Raw genomic sequence first — 21,346 nt, 5'->3', positions numbered from 1 at the left:
TTCGTTACCCATGCCTTGGCTGAAGCCTGACACGTCCGGGATTGAGCTTATCAATGTTCACGCTCTGCGGACGATCCTTGCAGACACCCTCATCCTTCTCCATGAGATTTAACACAACCTCGCGTACCTTACTGATCTGCGCATCATATCCCACCATAAAATCCAGAATCAAAAGACGGTATTCCTCCTGTGAGGTATTGATAATATTCCCATTTGACAATGTTCCATTCGGGATTACGATCACTTTATTGTCTGTTGTAACAATCCGTGTATAGAAAATATCAATATTGCGAACAGTTCCCTCCACGCCACCTGCGACAATATAATCACCAACGAGGAACGGCTTCATCAGAAGGATCAAAATACCACCCGCCAGATTCGATAAGCTTCCCTGCAGAGCAAGACCAACCGCCAGACCTGCCGATCCGATGATTGCAATGATCGAGCTGGTGCCGACACCGAGAATGCCTGCCACGCAAAAGATCAATAAAATATATAGGAGCACCCTGCCAAGCGACATAATAAACTTATGCACACTGACCTCCACATGACTGCGTTCCATCCAGCGGTTCAACAGCTTTAACAGCAGTGCGATGATCCTTTTACCGATCAGAAATACAATCAATGCGATCAGTAATGTCTTACCGAAATTTAACAGCGGTTCTCTCTGTGCCATCAGATATTCCAAAAGAAAGCTTGTTTTATCCTCCGCCGAGGCATTGGAATTCATCTGATTCACAACCTCTTGCACATCCGGCACTGCACTGTCTGTTGGTCTTGGCGTTGCCGATGCCGCCAAAAGCATCATTTGGGAATATATCCTTGTTCCTGTCATTATAGCCCACTTCTCTCTATTTAATTACGACTCAATATAACGAAATACACAGACACCAAGCGGCGGCACCTCAATGGAAATGGAATAATCCTTTCCATCCCATGCAACCTTCTTGGCACGTTTCTGTCTCGGATTGCCGTGTCCGGATCCTCCATAGACCTCTGCATCGCTGTTGAAGATCTCTTTATATTTGCCGGCTTCCGGCACACCTACCTTGAAATTCTCATATAATACCGGCGTGAAATTGCATACCACTAACAACCGTTCCTTTTTCTGCGCACTGTACCGCATAAACGTGATGATGCTGTGATCCGCATCCATGCTGCTGAGCCACTCAAAGCCGTCCTCGTCATAATCCATCTCATACAATGCCGGATGTGCCTGATAAAATTCATTTAACCCGGCAACAAACTTCTGAAGCTTTCTGTGCTCCGGCTTCTCCGCCTCATCCCATGGAAGACTCTGCTTTTCATTCCATTCCGTGGTCTGTCCGAACTCCTGTCCCATAAATAATAACTTTTTGCCGGGATGCATCATCATAAAGCCGTACGCTGCCCTGAGATTGGCAAACTTCTGATCCTCATCTCCCGGCATCTTGGCAAGCATAGACCCCTTCAAATGAACCACCTCATCGTGTGACAGCACCAGAATAAACTTCTCGCTGTACGCATAGATCATACTGAAGGTCAGCATGCCATGGCGTCCCTTACGAAACAAAGGATCTGTCTGCATATAGGCAATGAAATCATTCATCCAGCCCATATTCCACTTCATATCAAAGCCGAGTCCGCCCTCGGACGCTCTCGTTGTCACCTGCGGCCATGCGGTAGATTCTTCTGCGATCAGCCATGCTCCCGGACATTCCTTTTTAAAGATCTCACTGAGATTTTTAAGAAGCTCGATCGCCTCAAGATTTTCATTACTGCCATACATGTTGGCAACCCATTCGCCATCCTTCTTGCCATAGTCCAGATAAAGCATCGAAGCAACCGCATCCATGCGGATACCATCTGCATGATAACGTTTCACCCAAAACAATGCATTTGCAATCAGAAAATTCGCCACCTGCGGGCGTCCGTAATTGTAGATCAGTGTGCCCCAGTGCGGATGCTCTCCCTGCCTTGGATCCAGATGCTCATACAGACAGGTTCCGTCAAATCTTGCCAGACCATTCTCATCCTTCGGAAAATGTGCCGGAACCCAGTCCAGGATCACGCCGATTCCCTGCTGATGCAGATGATCGATGAAATACATAAAGTCCTCCGGACTGCCATAGCGCGATGTCACCGCATAATAATCCGTCACCTGATATCCCCAGGATTCATCCAGCGGATGCTCCATCACCGGCATAAGCTCCACATGTGTATAGTGCATTTTCTTGACATAATCTGCTAAAAGCGGTGCAAGCTCACGATAATTATAAAACTCCTTATCACAGGTCAGCTCACCCTCTCCATCCCATTCCTTTTTCATCCAGGAACCAAGATGAACTTCGTAAATAGATACTGCCTCGTTCTCAAAGCTGTCCTTCTTACGGGCATCCATCCACTTCTTGTCTTTCCATTTGTAACCCGTCGTATTGCAGACAATACTTGCATTCGCCGGACGCTCTTCACAATATGTTCCGTACGGATCTGTCTTTAGTAAAAGGGTCTTATAATTAACCTTGATCTCGTATTTGTAGACCGCTCCCTGATCCACTCCCGGAATAAACAGGGCAAATACGCCGGAATCGCCGATGCGGCACATCGGGTGCACTCTGCCGTCCCAATGATTAAAATCCCCCACAACACTGACACGCATGGCATTCGGTGCCCACACTGCAAAATGAGTACCGAACACGCCGTCCTTCTTCACCGTGCGCACATCCCACTCCGGCTCAGCCTGACTTCCGCAGCCATACACTGCCATCGTATGGGAACCCAGATAATCATAAACAGAATAATGGATCCCGCTTTCAAAACGCTTTAATTCGTTGGCGCCAAGAAGGTCCGGATAAAGGTATGGATCTTCTCTTTGTTCACTGTCCCCATTATCGTACACAACATTATAAAAATATGACACCGGCTTCTTCTCCGGAAGGATCGCCGCGAAAAAGCCTGCCTCATCCGCCAGCTCCATTGCGATCGTCTTACCGCTCTTTCTGAGTTGAAGCGTAACCTCTTGTGCTCCCGGTATAAAGGTCTGTACCAGAAATCCGCCACGTATCTTATGCGGTCCCAGAATATTCTCCGGGTGATCCTCCTCCGAATAGACAATCCCCTCGATTGCCTCCCAATCCATTAAATCATATAACCTTTTATTCATCCTTATCTCCTCCCTCCAGATACCAAGGCTTCTCCTTATGTTCCTCGGTATAAAGCATGTCCTCAGAAACCGCCTCGTCCTCGTCCGAAGCATCCTGTTCCTCCTCTGGAGTATATTGAATCAAAACCTTTTCCATAAAATATGAGATCAGCAGGGTATACACCGATGGCATGATCAGCAGGATCAATGGCATGAACTTCCAACCCATAACAAACATTGTGGCAAGTCCGAGTGTCATGACCAGCATATAGATCGTCTCTCCGCCATGATGGATTGAGAGCACGGTCGCATTCCGGATCGCTTCCTTTGCACTGACCGTAAAACGGGACAGAACTGCAAACGAATAAATCATGATCGCAAGTATAAACAGAAAGAATGCCATACAAATTCCGATCAATGCTGCCGACATACTGGTATGTCCCTGTGAAAGCAGCCGGTATGTCACAACCGCAAGTGCCGTCTCCGTCAGAATAAGTGGAATCCATATCCCGACCGATGTCTTAAAATTGTCCACAAAGCTCTGCTTATACTCCTTCCAGAGCTTACTGCGGTCACGCCGTATCACCTTTACACAGGTATAATAAAGTGCCGTACATGCCGCTCCGATCGTAACGATTGGAATACAGCTGATCACAAATATCACATTCAAAAGAACCATGTCAAAAAATTTAGACATGTATACTACAGGTTTACTCTCAAAAAAACGATCCATAACTATCCCCTAAATCTTATGAATAAATAATCCACTGCGAAGCTTTGGCTCAAACCAGGTCGATTTCGGCGGCATCAAAAGTCCTGCATCCGCCACAGCAAACAACTCAGCGATAGACGTCGGATACATTGCAAACGCCACCTTCATATCGCTCTGCGCACGTCGCTCCAGTTCCTCCAATCCACGGATACCACCGACAAAATCGATCCTTGCATCCGTTCGCGGATCATGAATACCAAGCACCGGCTCTAACAGATAATTCTGCAAAAGAGACACATCCAGTGACTTCACCGCATCGGTCTCCTTAAGCATCTCCTCAGATGCATCCAGACTATACCACTGTCCATCCAGATACATCGTAAACTGTCCCTTATGCACCGGATGCTTTGCAGTCTCCCCAAGCTTCGTCACCTTGAATACCTTACCGGTCTCCTCGAGAAATGCTTCTGTGGATAAACCGTTCAGACTGCTTACCACACGGTTATAATCCATGATCATCAGCTGGTCGTCCGGGAAAAGTACAGACAGGAAATAATTGAACTCCTCTGTTCCATTGTATCCCGGATGCTCCTCTCTGCGCTTGAGTCCCACCTTCACTGCAGAAGCGGCTCTGTGGTGTCCGTCTGCAATATAGATCTCGTTAATGGATGCAAAGGTATCCTGAATCTGTGCAACCTGCTTATGATCCGCAATCTTCCACACTGTATGAGAGATTCCGTCCACTGCCGTAAAATCATACAGCGGCTTCTGTGTCTCCATCACCCGGCTTACCACCTCATTGATCTCACTTCTGGAACGGTATGCCAGAAAGATCGGTCCTGTCTGCGCACTCAACGTGTCGACATGACGAATACGATCCTGTTCCTTCTCCTCTCTGGTATTCTCATGCTTCTTGATCACATTGTTAAGATAATCATCAACGCCTGCACAGGCTACAATTCCGGTCTGTGCTCTGCCGTTCATCGTCAGCCGGTAGATATAATATGCCTGCTCGTTATCCGAAATATATACGCCGTCCTTCTCCATCTCACCAAGCAGCTTGGCTGCCTTATCATATACCCGGTCATCATAGGTATCCACGTCCGCCGGAAACTGTGTCTCTGCCCGGTCGATCTTCAGAAAAGAAAGGGGCTCCCTCTGTACTTCCTTCGTTGCCTCCTCGCGGTTATATACATCATAAGGAAGTGCCGCAACTCTGTCTGCAAACTCCTCCGTTGGTCTTACTGCCTGAAAAGGTTTTATCTGTGCCATAGTATTTTGTCAACCTCCTGAAAATAATAAATCAATTATACCAAAAAATGACGCCAAATCCTATCCCCTTTCACAAAAAATATGATATACTCTAAAGAACGTATCTTACAAAATCCAACAATCGGGAGGACTTCATTTATTATGCTTTCACTGGAAACAAAACGACTCATCATACGCGAGCTGACTGCTGCGGATTTCGATGACTATTTTACCATCTGCCATCAGAAGGAGATTCATCCATATCTGTCCCACATCACCACCAACCGCGATGTGGAATATGCCCGTTTTGTGTCATACATCCAGATGGTCTACGGCTTTTACGGCTTCGGATTATGGGGTATTTTCAAGAAGGACTCAGGCACCCTGATTGGTCAGGCGGGTCTGGAATGTCAGAGCATCGATGAAGAAAGTGAGATCATGCTGTCCTATTTTCTGGACAGACGTTACCGGTCATGCGGATACGCTGCGGAAGCCTGTCGGAAAATTCTGGAATATGCCCGCGAAGAGCTGGAATTTGACCGTATCACTGCTGTGATCGCGCCGGATAATAAAGCATCGGTCCGGCTTGCCGGGAAGCTCGGTTTTACCTTTGTCAAGGATACCGTTTACCAGAATCAGACATGCCGTTTATATGTAAACGAGGAGGGAACGGAAGCATAAAAATTTCCGTCCCCTGCCCTTGATCCCCGGATCCCGTTATCTGTTTTTTGTTGTATTTTTGTTCGCGTTCTTTTTCTGATTATTTTTCGTATTCTTATTGTTTTTCTGATTGTTGTCCGTATTGTTCGTGCTGTCATCGCCGTCCAACGCATCACCGACATCATCCACAGCATCCTCGGCACCATCGATCACGTCATTCACAGCGTTTCCGGCATCATCTACAGCATCCTCCACTCCGTCTCCCAGATCATCCACAGCACTGTTGTCATCGCCATTCGGAGAAACCGCCGGTTCATTGGTACGATCCATATCATCCTCTGCCGCCGGAGATGCTGTTGCCTGATCGGTCACGGAATTGTTTGCGCCACATCCTGCCAGGCAGAATGCAGTCAACGTCATTACAGTTCCCAGTAACAATATCTTTTTTCTCATATCAATACCATACCTTTCCTTTTCATTGTTCTGTACTATTATTTCACCCGGAATTAAAAATATGCATTATCACGGATTTCACATTATTTTTTTTATTGAATATATTATCGTAAATAAATGTCTCTGTGAGGGCGGATATGAAACACCTGTTGGAAGTAAACAATCTCTCCTATGCCTATCACACGCTGCAGGGAGAAACGCTTGTACTGGATCATGTCAATTTTTCCATTGAGCAGGGCGAATTTGTTGCGATCGTCGGTCCAAGCGGCTGTGGCAAATCAACGCTGCTTTCCCTGATCTGCCATCTTCTGGAACCGGACAGCGGCGAAATTGTGCTGGGTGATCACAAAAAAACCGGCTACATGCTCCAGAAGGATCATCTGTTAGAATGGCGTACAACCTACAAAAACATTGCACTCGGTCCTGAAATCGCCTGTCAGTCATCCTTGGATCTGTCCCAAAAAATAGACACCATGCTCACCAATTATCAACTTGACGGTTTCCGCAACGCCAAGCCCAACCAGCTTTCCGGCGGCATGCGCCAGCGGGCAGCCCTGATCCGCACGCTGATGACGGAGCCGGATCTGCTCCTTTTAGACGAACCCTTCTCAGCTCTGGATTATCAGACAAGATTGTCCGTTTCCGATGATGTGTGGGATATTTTAAAACATGAAAAAAAGACCGCACTTCTGATCACCCACGATATCTCGGAAGCGATCAGCATGGCAGACCGTATTATCATCCTCTCCGCCCGTCCTGCCACCGTCAAAAAGGAGATTTCCGTAAAACTGAGCTGTCCCGGAGAACGGACACCATTTCTTTCCCGCAGTTCTCCCGAATTTAAAGACTATTTCAATCTGGTTTGGAAGGAGTTGAATCATGATGAGTGATCGTCAGCTTGCATTTATCCGTCAGGCAGCCCGGCAAAAGAGAATCATTCTCGGTCTGCGCCTGCTCATTTTTGTTCTTTTCATTGCTCTCTGGGAAATTTCCACAAAGCTGGAATGGATTGATTCGTTTATTTTCAGCAGTCCTTCCCGCATCCTTTTTTGCTTTCTTGAAATGGCAGAGAGCCACACCATTTTCTATCATGTCGGTGTGACTCTCGGGGAAACCTTTTTCAGTTTTTTCCTTGTTATTGTGATCGGAATCCTTCTCGCCGTGCTGCTGTGGTGGAACGAAACCGTTGCCAGGGTATTGGAGCCTTATCTTGTTGTGTTAAACAGTCTTCCAAAGACAGCACTCGCCCCGGTATTTATCGTATGGCTCGGCAATAACATGAAAACAATCATCGTTGCCGCCGTCAGTGTCGCCGTGTTCAGCACAACGATCACGCTCTATAATACATTTCAGGAAATGGATCCGGGCAAGATCAAGATGATCCGGACGCTTGGCGGACAAAAGAAGGATATTTTGTGCAAATTAATACTCCCCGGTAATGTCCCGGCCATCATCAGTGCCATGAAGGTTGACATCGGGCTGACTCTGGTCGGAGTTATCATCGGAGAGTTTGTTGCTGCCAAAGCCGGTCTTGGTTATCTGATCATTTATGGCAGCCAGGTATTTAAGCTGGATTATGTACTGCTTTCCATTGTGATCCTGTGCCTGATATCAACAGGGCTGTATCTGTTGATATCACTGCTGGAAAAACTCTGTCTCAAGCACTATTCCGTCTGAACGGGATCACGGACATCACTATTTTCTCTTGCTTCTTTCCTTGTATCTTCTGTGATGTCCTACATATTTGTACGCCGGACGAATAATCTTTCCTTTGTTGACCAACTCCTCCAGACGATGTGCGCTCCATCCCGCAATACGTGAGATTGCAAACAGCGGCGTAAACATCTCTCTCGGGATTCCAAGCATGGTATAAACAAATCCACTGTAGAAATCGACATTTGCACAAACCGGCTTTAACACATGCCTGTTCTTCTGCAGAAGATCTGCTGAAATATGCTCTACTCTGTCATACAATGCAAATTCCTCAGAAAGTCCCTTCTCCTCAGCAAGCATACCGGCAAGCGACTTCAAAACAACCTCTCTCGGATCGGAAATCGTATAAACGGCATGCCCCATACCATAGATCAGACCACTCTTATCGAATGCCTCACGGTTTAATACCTTGGAAAGATATGCTCTTACCTGCTCATCATCTGTCGTATCGCCGCAATTTGCGCGAAGATCATCGAACATCTGCTGAACCTTGAGGTTCGCTCCACCATGACGAGGTCCCTTCAGAGAAGCAATGGACGCTGCCACTGCTGAATATGTATCGGTGCCGGAGGAAGTAACTACATGATTCGTAAACGTTGAGTTGTTACCACCACCGTGCTCTGCATGAAGCACAAGTGCTGCATCCAACACTCTCGCCTCCAACGGTGTGAACTTTCCGTTTGGACGAAGCATATATAAAATATTCTCTGCTGTAGAATACTCATTCTTCGGCTGCTTAATGACCAGACTTTCCGCAAATGTAAAATGACGGTATGCATGATAACTGTACACCGCAATCAACGGAAGCTTTGCGATCAGCTGCAGAGACTGACGAAGTACGTTGGCAACGGAAATATCATCCGGGCAGCTGTCGTAGGAATACAGTGTCAGGACACTCTTCATCAGACCGTTCATGAGATTCTCACTCGGTGCCTTCATTATAACGTCACGGACAAACGGACCGGAAAGCTCCTGCAGACTTGCTATGATCTGCTGGAACACCTTAAACTCCGTCTCATTCGGAAGACGTCCAAACAGCAGCAGATAGGTTGCCTCCTCAAACGCAAATCGCTTCTGCGGATCAGAGCCTACTAACTGCTTCACATCATAGCCCTGATAATATAAATTACCATCGGCAGGCTCCTTCACTCCGTTGACTACCTGAAAACCAACGACATCCGAGATCTCTGTCAATCCCGTCAGTACACCCTTTCCGGCACTATCACGAAGTCCCCTTTTCACATCATATTCCTGATATAAATTTAAATCAATGGCGCCCGATGTCATACAATTGTTCACCAGATTGTCAAATTCCGCATCAAGCTCCTTTGTTAATTCCATCATTGATTTGCTATCCATATACAGGCCCCCTTTCTCGACTATATTGTATACATGTATACAGAGTTTACATATTGTATTCCTTATATATAACATACAACTTTTCAAGTATACCCTAATTTTCACTGTTACGTCAAGCGGGATGTCATTTTGATCCTGCGATCAATGACATCCCGCCCGTAAATTTCAATCAAAAATATTTAATTGTCCTGATTGTAGCTGCGCTGCTTAAGAAACAATCTTTTCGCGGTATTCCAGACGGAACCGGTCCGTCAGCAATGCCAGAAACTCGGAATTAGTCGGCTTACCCTTTCCGGCGCAGACCGTATTTCCGAAAATATCCTCCAGCACATCCATACTTCCTCTGCGCCATGCAACCTCGATTGCATGGCGTATCGTTCTCTCGACACTGCTGGAAGTCGTTTTATTCTTCTTTGCAATTGCCGGATACAGATACTTCGTAATATACTGGAGCATACTTCTATCATTAAACGACATGATGATTCCCTGCCGTATGTACTGATATCCTTTGATATGTGCGGGAATCCCAATTTCCAGCAATACATTCGTCACATCCTTTTCCAGATCTCCGGAATATCTGCTGCTATGGGGAAATCCCTGTTTTCTCTCCGGACAGGATGGATTTGTTTCAATTGCCACCACATTATCTCTCCTTCCGGCTTCTCTGTTTCTGATTGTCATGCTTTCCTCGGCTGCCGCATATTCCGTTACGGCATATTCCTGTTCCGATTTTGTCAAATTATCTTGTTTTGTGCTGTTTTCCTTCATTTCCTCTGCAATTTGCTGCAAACGTTCTCCAAATACCTTGTTGGAGATTGGTTTCATCATATAATAGCCTGCCCCTCTCTGCAGTGCTCTTGAAACCATTTGTGACGCTTTCAGTGCTGTTACGATCATCGTCACCGGTCTGTGAAGCATGTCCACCTTCTCAATCTCTTCCAGTATTCCAATGCCATCAAGTCCCGGAAGAATCATGTCCATTACAACAATGTCCGGCTGCTCGCGGTAAATGGCATCAAGTGCTTTCTTTCCGTCTCCTGTCGAAAAGACCACTTGCATTCCCGCTTCTTCGATTGCCTTCGTCCTGGTTTCCCTGTCTTGTACATTATTATCGGCAAGTACCACTTTTAATCCTTTCTTTTCCATATTTTTTCTCCTTTTTTACTTTTTTCAAGTTTCTTTGACAACGTCATTTTACAACCTTCCTTTGCCATAGTATGGAACAAAAAGTGAAATTATTTGTCAATAAAAAGGAGCCAAAATGGAATTCACCGCAAAATATAGCTATTCATGTAAAAAACGGTCTAAGAATGCCGTCTGACCTTCCGACCAGCTGTAGTCAACCAAATACTCACCCATATATTGCGATCTGATCTTCTGATTGCCATCCAGCATCTCATACATATCACACTGAAATGTTTCGACATTGATGCTTCTGCTTCCCCGTGCTACCACAAGCATCTCCTCCGCACCCGCTGCACGCAGCTCCCTCTGCAAAGTTTTGACAAGCTTACAGCACAGATTCTGTGTTGACTCATCATTAGGCCTGTCCTCCCAGAGCACGTTGATCATCTGATCGGTCGAAACGGTACCTCCTCTCCGGTCGATCAGAAACGCCAGAAACTCCTTTGCCTTGGCACTTTTAAACATAATCGGACGTCCGTCTACAAATACATCAAAATGACCAAAAGTTCTGGCATAGATCCGCTTTCTTTTTCGTTTTGACAGCAAATAAGCCGATTCGACAACGTATTCGATCTCTCCCTCCTGAAACGGCATTTCCAGAACCGCTACCGGATGAAGTGTGATCAGATCCATCAGGCTCCTCTGTTGTCTGGTCAGATAAATAAGTTGTATGTCCGGGTTTCGTTTTTTTAACTCCCAGCCTATATCTGCACCATTTACCTTTTGCATTTCCAGATCGATCACAGCGAGATCAACCTCCTGCCTGCTGACCATATCCAGTGCTTCATTTTCTTCCTGGAAGGTTCTTAAGACCTCCAGTTCCTCCACATTTCCTGCTTCGTGAAGAAATCCTTCGATCACACAGGGTTCTCCACTGATTAAAATTGTTTTCATAATCTCCTCCAAAATTAAAAAACATATTTCTATTGTATAATGTTCATGTTTAAAAGTCAATAATACTATTAGGTGAATGGTATTATGTTTTCTTGACTTATCCGTGAAAATGAGCATACTATAATTTAGAAAGTTAAGTTTAATCGTTCTATCAGTAAAGGAGGACATCATGCACACGATTCATATCAAGGAATTATTCGAAAATTCAAAAAAATATTATAATAAAAGTATTACCATATGCGGGTGGGTGCGAAGCATCCGCAATTCCAAAAATTTCGGATTTATTGTCATCAATGACGGTACGTTTTTTGAGCCTCTCCAGATCGTCTATGATTCATCTCTGGACAACCTGGAGCAGATCCGCCATCTCAATGTTGGTGCCGCACTGATCATTACCGGACAATTTATCGCTACACCGGATGCCAAGCAGCCGTTTGAACTTCACGCCGGATCCATCCGGATTGAAGGAGCTTCCTCGCCGGATTATCCACTTCAGAAGAAACGGCACACACTGGAATACCTGCGGACAATCCCACATCTGCGTCCACGCACCAACACCTTTCAGGCTGTCTTCCGCATCCGCTCTCTGGCAGCCTATGCAATCCACCGTTTCTTTCAGGAACATGATTTTGTATATGTTCATACCCCGCTGATCACAGCGAACGACTGCGAAGGGGCCGGTGAAATGTTCCATGTGACAACACTTGATATGAAGGATGTGCCTCTGACCGACGATGGACTTCCGGATTATTCAAAAGACTTTTTCGGAAAAGAAACCAATCTTACCGTCAGCGGTCAGCTAAACGGTGAAACCTACGCAATGGCATTTCGTAACATCTATACCTTCGGTCCGACCTTCCGCGCCGAAAATTCCAACACCGCCCGCCATGCCGCAGAATTCTGGATGATCGAGCCGGAGATGGCATTTGCCGACCTCTCCGATGATATGACGCTCGCTGAGGATATGTTAAAATATATCATCCGGTATGTCCTTGAAAATGCACCGGAGGAGATGCAGTTTCTGAATCAGTATATCGACAAAGGACTTCTTGCCCGGCTGGAGCATGTATTACACTCAGAATTTGCGCATGTCACTTACACGGAGGCGATCCGCTTGCTTGAGCAGCACCGGGAACACTTCTCTTATCCGGTCAAATGGGGCTGCGATCTGCAGACAGAACATGAACGTTATCTGACCGAAGAGATTTTTAAACGTCCTGTTTTCGTAACAGATTATCCGAAGGAGATCAAAGCATTCTATATGAAGCTGAATGAAGACGGCAAAACCGTCGCCGCTATGGACTGCCTTGTTCCGGGCATCGGTGAGATCATTGGCGGAAGCCAGCGTGAGGAGAATATGGAGCTTCTGTTAGAGCGCATGAAGGAGACCGGTATGAATCCGGAGAATTATGATTTTTATCTGGATCTGCGCAAATACGGCACTACCCGGCATGCAGGCTTCGGTCTTGGCTTTGAGCGCTGCATCATGTATCTGACCGGCATTTCCAATATCCGCGATGTTATTCCCTTTCCAAGAACAACCGGAAACTGTGAATACTAAACCTGTTTTACAAATAAGCATAACAAGAGCAAAACCCGCCCGACCGGCACTTGCCGGAACGGGCGGGTTTCATTTCTGTTTTATTTCTGTTTTATTTCTTTTGCGTCTACTTCATGAACTTGATGCGGTAAACACCACTTGTAGACTTCGTGAGCTTTGTCACCTTGATATAATAGGTTCCTGCTTTCAGCTTATTGCGGGAAGCAAGTGTCTTGCCCTTATCTGCTACCAGTGAACTGCTGTTGATCAGTGTGTAGTGACGGTTGGCAGGAATGATCTGAACCTTCATGACAGATGCTGTACCCGTACATGCTGTAGCGATCTTAATCTTCATTTTAGACTTCTTTGGCAGTTTAATCTTATACCAGTCTGCCTTCTTCGTTCCCTCTGTCAGAAGTACAGTACCGTTTGCTGACTTACCTCTCTTGATGGTCTTCGCCTTCTTCTTGCTCTTGCCACCCTGATCTTTCCATGCTCGGCTCTCAGCCTTTAACTGATATCTCTGACTGCTGGTTACGGCAACATAATAAGTTCCCTTTTTCAATGCATATTTCTCTGTGTAGTTATTCAGAGAAGAAAGATATCCGTTGTGAAGTGCTTTCTTTTTCGCATTGCAGATCTTAAAGGACAGACTTGATGCCATCAAAGATGTTCCGCTCTCACGGTATTCATTACCACAGATAGCAACAAAACCGGTTTTCTTCACATTAAGCTTATGGTACAGTGTATTAACACCATCACCGTTAAATACCGGCTGGAATGTACTTGTCAGGGTCATCTCCGTACCGGAATATGCATATGCCAGCATTTTGATCGTTGCTGCACCGGCAGGAACTGTGGAAGACCACTTAAATCTTACATAATAGGTTGCCGCTGTCTCTACTGTAAATGTCTTATCTATAACCTGTGTGCTTCCGGATGCGATCGTTGTGCTGCTTCCAGCTGACTTTGTACAGTTCTGATCAGAGAAAAATCCCATCTCGATAGAAGCAGCGGCTCCTGTTGTAACAGTTGCTCCGATCTCTATAACACCACGCTTCTCTACGCGGATCGGAACGATCACGTTCGGTATCTGTGTCTGTGCGTTCTTTCCCTGTAATGTAACGGTTGCCTGTGCCGGTGTTGGTAAAGATGCGAAATCTGTTACAACTGCCGGTGTAACCATAGCAACGGTTTCTGCCTTTGCGCTGTTTACATTACCTGCTCCACTTACTACACCGGCTGCCATCGCCAGAGTCAGTACCATGGATAATACTTTTTTTAAGCTTTTCTTCATTTTTCTCTCCATTCCTTTAATATGTACGGAAGACCACCCTCTCCTTCCCCGCATCCATTGTACTGATGCAGTCTTTCGTGTCGGCAAACCGCCCGGCTGCTCCTTCTGACCGGATCTGTTTGTCAGAATATCATGATATAAAAAGGCCAAACAAGCATTTTACCTTTCTGAAATTAACTTGCAATTCTCACCGGCTTTCTGCTGCGTTACAAGCACTTTCTCATATAATGAAAAAGTCGTAAAACCGAATCATTCAATTTTACGACTTTAACTGGGCTACTAGGATTCGAACCTAGAAATGCTGGAGTCAGAGTCCAGTGCCTTACCGTTTGGCGATAGCACTATGCTCTGCTCATGAGTTTCTGTCTCACAAGCCTTGCTTAGTATAAAACAATTTTTCCTGTTTTGCAAGTGTTTTTTTCATTTTTTTTGATATTTTTTTCAAAAACTTTAAAAAGTCTTGAAAACATGGGACTTTACGCCATCCCAAAACTTTCACGCAGCTTCTGTATCAATGCAAACAGAAGGAAAAATGCCAGATTGACCAGAACAACACTTGCTCCTGCCGGTGTTGATACACAATATGACAGGATCATTCCGATACTGAAGCATACCACCGATAATATGCCGGAGCTGATGATCACGGCACGAAAGCTCTTAAACAGACGCATTGAGGTCAGTGCCGGAAAAATGATCAGACTGGAGATCAGCATTGCTCCCATCATCTGCATGCCAAGAACGATCGTTACCGCTGTCAGGATCGAAAGCAGGGTATTATATAATCCAACCCGCACACCTGTCGCCTTGGAAAAATTCTCATCAAAGGTTACCGCAAAGATATTATGATAAGAAAATACAAACAGGATCAGCACCAGAATGGACAAGATCACACTGAGAACCACATCCTCCTTTGTCATCGCCAGAACACTGCCAAACATATAACTGCAGACATCCGTTGTCATTCCGGTGGTCAATGCCGTCACCGACACGCCGATCGCAAGTGCCGATGCAGACAACGCTGCAATGGCGGCATCACTTTTCATTTTATTGTTCTCTGTCATCCGGAGCAAGAAAAACGCAGAAACGATCACGACCGGAATCGAAAGCTTCAGCGGTGCGATCCCGCACGCCAGAGCGATCGACAGTGCCCCGTAGGACACATGTGATAAACCGTCTCCGATCATTGAATACTGCTTTAATACAAGGCTTACTCCTAACAATGCTGCACACAGAGACACTAATATTCCTACTATAAATGCCCGGACCATAAACGGATAGGACATGATCTGCATAATCAGTTCCATTGCTGCAATTCCTCCCTTTTCAAATTTCTTCTCTTATTTCACCAGAAACATGTTCGCATAATCGGACTGTTTGTATTCCCCCACGCTTCCAAAGAAGTAGCCATTATCGCTGATATGGAGAATCTTGTCCGCATATTTTAACGCATTTCCCATATCATGCGTAACCATGACAACCGCCATACCCTCCTGATGCAAAAGCTCCATACTTTCATAAAGCGTATTGGCTGCCATCGGATCAAGACCCGTGACCGGCTCATCAAGCACCAGGATCTTGTCAGCAGCACATAAAGCACGCGCCAGAAGCACCCTCTGCTGCTGTCCGCCGGATAACTCTCCGTAACACTTTTTCTCGAGGTCAGCAATTCCCAGATGCTCCAGATGATGTCTTGCTTCCTGCTTCTCTTTCTTATTATAAAAAGGACGGAAACGCATATCATTCAGAAAGCCTGATAATACAACCTCACGGACACTGACCGGGAAATTACGCTGAACCTGTGTCTGCTGTGGCAGATATCCGACTGCTCCCTTTCCGATGCGGCGGTTGATCTGCACCGAACCGCTGACCGGCTTCAAAAGACCAAGAAGCGATTTGATCAGCGTGCTTTTGCCGGAACCGTTCTCTCCGATCACGCAGATATATTCTCCCTCCTGTATCTCAATATCCAGATGCTCCAACACCGGCTTGTTGTCATATCCCAGCGAGGCATCCCGACAGGATATCAGCCAGTTTCTTTCTCTATTCTCACTCATGCTCACACTTCACTTTCTAATGCGGATTTCCCATTTCAATATTTTCAATCTGAAAACTCTTTTCATTTTAAATCTGAAAACTCTTTTCATTTTACTCATTTTCATTCATTTGTCAAGAGAATACAAAGGGGCAAAAAACCGGAGAGCTGTCATCAAATACAACTCTCCGGTTCTATCGTATTACAGCACTGTCCTCATAAAACAGGCTGCCCTCCATGATTTTCACTACATTGCAACGGATACCTTTGCTGCGGACAGGGACTCCAGAAAACATAACACCGCATCTACAACCTTATGGCATAATTCAATAATATATTGACAATCGCGCTTTACGACACTTTCCATCTGAAGATAACGGTTATGCATCTGTCGGATCATCGCCAGAATATCTGCCGGTGTATGCATTTCCATCTTTTCACGCCGACGAACTGCTTCCGGACTGTGAACATAGGCACGAAGCTCTTTCTTTAGCTCCTCCTCATAGATACAATGATCTTTAATATTTCCGGGATAATTCGCATTGTGCGGAAATGTAAAATAATCAGAAACATAATGGGTGATCATCCCTAAATGTCTGCAGAAATAGCAGTTTATCCCTTTCTCGGGATCAAAATGTGATACCAGTTTCTGAAACTCGCCCTCCAAAACCTCAAAGGAATCCTCGATCGTATGTCTGCGTACCAGAAATGACGGCATGCAGTCCGGCAATACACTGCCAATGTAAAAGGAACCCTTGTGGAGCTTTAACGCATCCATCCCCTCGCTGTTCATCAGATACCATGCAAGTGAAATATGGGATTTTTTCCTCATATCAACCTCCCAATCGATATACGAAATTATATCCTGATATGTGATCAGGCGTATATCGTTTTCCTGAAATAATTGTACATCCATCTTCTCTCTTTTTCAAGTTTTTTCTGATATTTTCAAATTTTTCACAAAATTGTCAGAAAATAACATTCTAAGACTTCCCGCGCTATGGTATACGCCCATACTATTTCTTATGTCAGGGAAATAAAATGCCAATTTTGCTTCGAAAAACAGATAAATCCGTGGGCTGCGACAAAAAAATTGACGCAGATCAGTAGGATTTCTAAAAAGTCTTTGCTTTGCAATGCTTTGATAAATACGCATCCGCACGACTGAGCCCCGTAGGTGGGCTCAGCTATTTCGGACGGCACGCTCCCGCTACCACTGCACCACGCAGCGGTACATAACGCCCCAAGTGTCAAACAAAGTAAAAGGTTAATTATTAACTTTGGGGCGTAAGTACCGGCGGGTGCAAGTGCCTCTCGAAACATCTGAATCCCACCTCGGGGCGAGTACGGCAGGATGCGTTTATCAAACATCAAAGCAGCAAAGCAATTAGACTTTTCGAAATCCGTAAGTGACAAGACAATTTTTTTGTCGCAGTCCACGGATTCTTGTATATTTTGGCAGGCAAAATTTGGTTTACAATAACCTGACATAAGAAATAGTATGGGCGCATTCCCTTTATTAGTGCAGGAAGTCTTAGTATCCGTTTTCAGCATCTTGACAAGAGACACCCTGCTAGGTAAAATAGGGGCAATACTATCTGATAATATCGGATTATCATTTAATCCCGACCGGTATTGCTACATAGTATATATAAATAATATATTTAAGAAATGGAGTTGATTTTTTGGATTCGAGTGACGCCTCGCAGATTATCATTTTATTGATCCTTCTGCTTCTTTCTGCGTTTTTTTCATCCGCAGAAACGTGTCTGACAACCGTAAACAAAGTTCGTATGCAGTCTATGGCAGAGAATAACACCAAAAATGCTGCCACTGTTTTAAAATTGATCGAGAAGCCTACACAGCTTTTAAGCGGCATCCTGATTGGAAACAATATCGTGAACCTGACCGCTTCCTCGCTGACGACCTCTTACGCGATCCGTATTTCGCAGAGAAATGGGCTTCCGATATCTGCCAGTCTCCTGACCGGAGCGGCAACTGCTATTCTGACGATCCTGGTCCTGATCTTTGGAGAGATCGTTCCGAAGTCATTGGCGACAATCAATGCGGAGAAACTGGCATTGATCTATGCGAAGCCTGTCTATGCACTGACACAGATTCTTCGCCCTGTTTCCTTTCTGATGAACCAGATTTCTTTTGGCTTACTGAAGCTTTTACGTGTCGATGTGTCGCCGCGACCGGCGATCACGGAGAATGAGCTTTTGACAATGGTTAATGTCAGCCATGAGGAAGGTGTTATTGAAAGCGAAGAGCGTGAAATGATCACGAACGTGGTAGACTTTGGCGATTCGCTCGCCAAGGATGTCATGGTACCGAAGATGGATGTGGAATTTGCGAACGTTGAGCTTACATATCAGGAGCTCATGGAATGTTACGGCAAAAAGAAATTCACACGAATGCCCGTATATAAAGAAAGCCGTGATAATATCATCGGCATTATCAATCTCAAGGACATCTTCTTCTACGAGGGATCCCATGAGGATTTTAAGATTTCTGATGTCATGAGAGAACCTTATTTCACATACGAATATAAGAAAATATCCGAGCTTTTCTTCGAAATGAAGCAGGAATCGATCCCCATGGCGATCGTGCTTGACGAATACGGCGCCACGGCCGGACTGCTTACTATCGAGGATCTGATCGAGGAGATCGTTGGTGAGATCCGCGATGAATATGATGGATATGAAGAGGATGAGATCACAAAGCTGGATGATGAGAATTACATTCTGCTAGGCGTTGCCAAGCTGGATGATATCAATGAAGAGCTTGGAATCAATATCGAATCCGAGGATTATGATTCCATTGCCGGACATATCATCAACCTGTTAGATCATTTTCCAAAGACCGGAGAACGTGTTTCCGATAATTTTGCCGAATATATTGTCCTCGCCGCTGAGAAAAACCGTATTGACAAGGTAAAGGTTCATCTTCTTCCTCAGATCAACGAGGACGAAGTTTCTGACAGCGACCGTTCCACGGAAGGTGAAGCATCCGAGGCATAACCTGCTTTTCACGGCTTTACCATGCGTTTTATATCGCTGTCATCGGAATTTATATTACATCACTGTATGGGTATAGAAACACAAAGCGTATCACAGAGTATAACAATCTGCGATACGCTTTTCATGCATTTATACACGATTTTCCTACATGACGGCGTTTTGAAGAAGCTTCTGAATAAATTCCGGATACAAGTCGTCTTCAAAACTCACTGCGTACAATCCTGAAATTCACAGTTTTCAAGCTGACTTCCGACCGCCTTGTCCACGGCTCCTCCACTGATATCCGAAATACAGCGGACAAAACGACAGTTATTGATCATACCTTTCTTGCCAAGCATCGTGACCGCCGCGCCACTCTTACCCCGGCAGTTCACAAACAGGCATCCCTCCACAACTCCACTCTGACAATGTACACCGCCATTCTGACAGTAATTGAAAATACATTGCGTGATCTGTGGAAAATATGCATTAAATACCGCTCTTCCGCCCCGCATATTACAAAAAACCGACCGGTACGCCTCCATCCGGCTTCCGGTTGCAAAAATGCCTCCCTTTCTGCCCATACCGTCCAATCTGCTTTCCTTGACCGTACAGCCTCTTGCATGCTCCAGTATGATCATGTCATTTGCCTCCATATCATCTGCACGCACGAACGACTTCTCAATCTCCAGATAACCTCTGCACCGGATCGGATATCTTAAATACACGACCGCATCATGGATCCGCAGAGTTCCCTGTGGCTGCACCTGCAATTCGCAGTCCACAATCGTATGGATCGCGATCTCACACTCTCCCGAAATCTCCAGACCTCTCGGCGCAATGATATATTGTATCGTCTCCGTTCTCTCCGGAAAACACTCCTGATATCGCAGACCTGACACGCCATCTCCGATCCAACCAATGCAAAAGACGGCTGCTCCATATTCGGAAGCATAACATTTCTTAAAAAAGCAGTCTCTTATCTCCATCGACTGTCTGATATACACAGCACCGCCACGAACTGCCTCGCAATGCCAGAAACGGCACTGCCGGATCGTTACTTTTCCGTCTCTCGCCATTACTGCACCACCGTTTTCTCTGGAATAACAGTGATGGAAAACCGTCCCGGTAAGCTCCAGTGTCTTTCCCCAGAAACGCACCGCAGCTCCCCTTGTCGTATGATATATCTCGCTGTCCCGAATGACAGCCTCCCCATCCTGCGCCCGTAGAAACATTCCGTAATTCCGGCAGTCAATATCGCACTGCTCCATGATCACTTTTCCGGCACGACGAATATTGACACATGCCCGGTGAGAATCACTTTTACGGATCAATTTACTGTTCTCAGCGATCAAGGTACCTCCTTCAATAGAAATATTGCCATAAATGCGCACCACGGCATGATCCAGCCGCAGCACCATGCCATCCCTTAAAACAATATCCTCCCGGATCTCACAGCGATCTACAAGCCGCAGCTTTCCGGCTTTATCAAGATCTTCCTGGGTACACAGCGAGGTCTCGTATAATGTCATCCGGTAATATTTTAATTCCATCAGAGACAGCTCCATCTTCGCTTCTGTCATCTGCTGATAGATCCGACGGCACTGTTCATCCTTCTCCTGTCCAGCCGCCTGTATAAAATGAGCTAACAGCCTCGATGCCTTCTCCGGGATTTCAAGCATGTGCATTACAAGCCTTATATTTTCCTGTTCCTTTTCAGACGGATCATCCTCCGAAGATATATTGTACAGATCTAACATCAACAGATAACGTTTCTCATCAGAATCCATATGATCACAAAGATATCCCAGCACCTCGCTTGGATTTGCAGATTTCTTCAATGCCAGCGCCATCTGTTCTGCCCGAAGCTCCAGCCCCCGGTGTATCAGCCGGTCCAGCTCGTAGTTTTGTTCCGGCGGCACCTGCGGATTCATGGCAGCGTGAATCATAACTGCCGCCGCATAATACATCTTAAATTCCTCCGATTCAAAGTACAGAGGATGCTTCGGCGTCAGCCAGGATTTCTTTTTATAATAAAGCTTTTTCTGATTCCCTATGATCATACGAATCACCAGCCTTTCCCAAAATGCTTATACGGACTCTTGTCTGCCAGACTGCAAACAGAAG

General features: G+C 45.6%; 18 protein-coding genes and 1 tRNA gene. 5 read left to right on the top strand and 14 right to left on the bottom strand.

The features are described 5' to 3' along the window. Positions 1-4: 4 nt before the first annotated feature. From DXA20_RS00325 to DXA20_RS00310, 4 genes are read right to left on the bottom strand one after another with little or no spacing between them, the layout of a single operon-like run. Complete coding sequence (locus DXA20_RS00325) at positions 5-835, bottom strand: mechanosensitive ion channel family protein (protein WP_118558904.1); 831 nt, start codon at positions 833-835, stop codon at positions 5-7. Positions 836-859: 24 nt separating this feature from the next. Next, entirely contained in the window at positions 860-3,142 is a 2,283-nt protein-coding gene (glgB, locus tag DXA20_RS00320; RefSeq protein ID WP_118558903.1) for a 1,4-alpha-glucan branching protein GlgB, read from the bottom strand. Continuing rightward, positions 3,135-3,854: a YesL family protein gene (locus DXA20_RS00315; RefSeq protein ID WP_118558902.1), complete on the bottom strand. Its 720-nt coding sequence runs from the start codon at positions 3,852-3,854 to the stop codon at positions 3,135-3,137. Before DXA20_RS00315 ends, glgB begins: the two co-directional genes overlap by 8 nt. A gap of 9 nt (positions 3,855-3,863) precedes the next feature. Continuing rightward, positions 3,864-5,105, bottom strand: coding sequence for a DUF1015 domain-containing protein (locus tag DXA20_RS00310; RefSeq protein WP_118558901.1), 1,242 nt, complete (start codon positions 5,103-5,105; stop codon positions 3,864-3,866). Between the two features lie 141 nt (positions 5,106-5,246). Here DXA20_RS00310 and DXA20_RS00305 point away from each other — a divergent pair, with 141 nt between their 5' ends. Continuing rightward, on the top strand, positions 5,247-5,765 hold the full coding sequence (locus tag DXA20_RS00305; RefSeq protein ID WP_158577076.1) for a GNAT family N-acetyltransferase: 519 nt from the start codon (positions 5,247-5,249) through the stop codon (positions 5,763-5,765). Positions 5,766-5,801: 36 nt separating this feature from the next. On the opposite strand, the gene DXA20_RS00300 is transcribed toward DXA20_RS00305, so the two are convergent. Continuing rightward, entirely contained in the window at positions 5,802-6,197 is a 396-nt protein-coding gene (locus DXA20_RS00300) for a hypothetical protein (protein ID WP_118558899.1), read from the bottom strand. 137 nt (positions 6,198-6,334) lie between these two features. Here DXA20_RS00300 and DXA20_RS00295 point away from each other — a divergent pair, with 137 nt between their 5' ends. Next, positions 6,335-7,087: an ABC transporter ATP-binding protein gene (locus DXA20_RS00295; RefSeq protein WP_118558898.1), complete on the top strand. Its 753-nt coding sequence runs from the start codon at positions 6,335-6,337 to the stop codon at positions 7,085-7,087. Beyond that, the gene (locus tag DXA20_RS00290) at positions 7,077-7,874 is read left to right on the top strand and encodes an ABC transporter permease (protein ID WP_330420532.1); all 798 of its coding nucleotides are present in this window, start codon (positions 7,077-7,079) and stop codon (positions 7,872-7,874) included. Before DXA20_RS00295 ends, DXA20_RS00290 begins: the two co-directional genes overlap by 11 nt. An 18-nt stretch (positions 7,875-7,892) precedes the next feature. Here DXA20_RS00290 and DXA20_RS00285 read toward each other — a convergent pair whose 3' ends face one another. From DXA20_RS00285 to DXA20_RS00275, 3 genes are all read right to left on the bottom strand, one after another. After that, entirely contained in the window at positions 7,893-9,269 is a 1,377-nt protein-coding gene (locus tag DXA20_RS00285; protein WP_022305971.1) for a citrate/2-methylcitrate synthase, read from the bottom strand. A gap of 207 nt (positions 9,270-9,476) precedes the next feature. Then, the gene (locus tag DXA20_RS00280; protein WP_022305970.1) at positions 9,477-10,415 is read right to left on the bottom strand and encodes a sporulation initiation factor Spo0A C-terminal domain-containing protein; all 939 of its coding nucleotides are present in this window, start codon (positions 10,413-10,415) and stop codon (positions 9,477-9,479) included. A 138-nt stretch (positions 10,416-10,553) separates the two neighbouring features. Beyond that, positions 10,554-11,348: a response regulator gene (locus DXA20_RS00275; protein ID WP_022305969.1), complete on the bottom strand. Its 795-nt coding sequence runs from the start codon at positions 11,346-11,348 to the stop codon at positions 10,554-10,556. 169 nt (positions 11,349-11,517) lie between these two features. Here DXA20_RS00275 and asnS point away from each other — a divergent pair, with 169 nt between their 5' ends. Then, complete coding sequence (asnS, locus tag DXA20_RS00270; protein ID WP_118558896.1) at positions 11,518-12,909, top strand: asparagine--tRNA ligase; 1,392 nt, start codon at positions 11,518-11,520, stop codon at positions 12,907-12,909. Positions 12,910-13,015: 106 nt separating this feature from the next. On the opposite strand, the gene DXA20_RS00265 is transcribed toward asnS, so the two are convergent. From DXA20_RS00265 to DXA20_RS00245, 5 genes are all read right to left on the bottom strand, one after another. Continuing rightward, positions 13,016-14,185: a hypothetical protein gene (locus DXA20_RS00265; protein WP_022305966.1), complete on the bottom strand. Its 1,170-nt coding sequence runs from the start codon at positions 14,183-14,185 to the stop codon at positions 13,016-13,018. 271 nt (positions 14,186-14,456) lie between these two features. Beyond that, a tRNA-Gln gene (locus DXA20_RS00260) sits at positions 14,457-14,529 on the bottom strand. A gap of 132 nt (positions 14,530-14,661) precedes the next feature. Beyond that, positions 14,662-15,489, bottom strand: coding sequence for a metal ABC transporter permease (locus DXA20_RS00255; RefSeq protein ID WP_022305965.1), 828 nt, complete (start codon positions 15,487-15,489; stop codon positions 14,662-14,664). Between the two features lie 33 nt (positions 15,490-15,522). After that, positions 15,523-16,239, bottom strand: a complete 717-nt coding sequence (locus DXA20_RS00250; protein ID WP_022305964.1) for a metal ABC transporter ATP-binding protein — start codon at positions 16,237-16,239, stop codon at positions 15,523-15,525. Positions 16,240-16,464: 225 nt separating this feature from the next. Further along, positions 16,465-17,049, bottom strand: a complete 585-nt coding sequence (locus DXA20_RS00245) for a zinc dependent phospholipase C family protein (protein ID WP_158577075.1) — start codon at positions 17,047-17,049, stop codon at positions 16,465-16,467. A gap of 853 nt (positions 17,050-17,902) precedes the next feature. Here DXA20_RS00245 and DXA20_RS00235 point away from each other — a divergent pair. Then, positions 17,903-19,240, top strand: a complete 1,338-nt coding sequence (locus DXA20_RS00235; protein ID WP_118558892.1) for a hemolysin family protein — start codon at positions 17,903-17,905, stop codon at positions 19,238-19,240. 206 nt (positions 19,241-19,446) lie between these two features. On the opposite strand, the gene DXA20_RS00230 is transcribed toward DXA20_RS00235, so the two are convergent. After that, a complete protein-coding gene (locus DXA20_RS00230) occupies positions 19,447-21,282 on the bottom strand; it encodes a right-handed parallel beta-helix repeat-containing protein (protein ID WP_118558891.1) in 1,836 nt (611 codons plus the stop codon). Positions 21,283-21,346: the final 64 nt, after the last annotated feature.

The organism is Roseburia sp. AM59-24XD, from assembly GCF_003478445.1.
GTDB lineage: Bacteria > Bacillota > Clostridia > Lachnospirales > Lachnospiraceae > Jutongia.
Note: the sequence above shows the minus strand (reverse complement) of the source record. Positions and strands in the feature narration are given on the sequence as shown.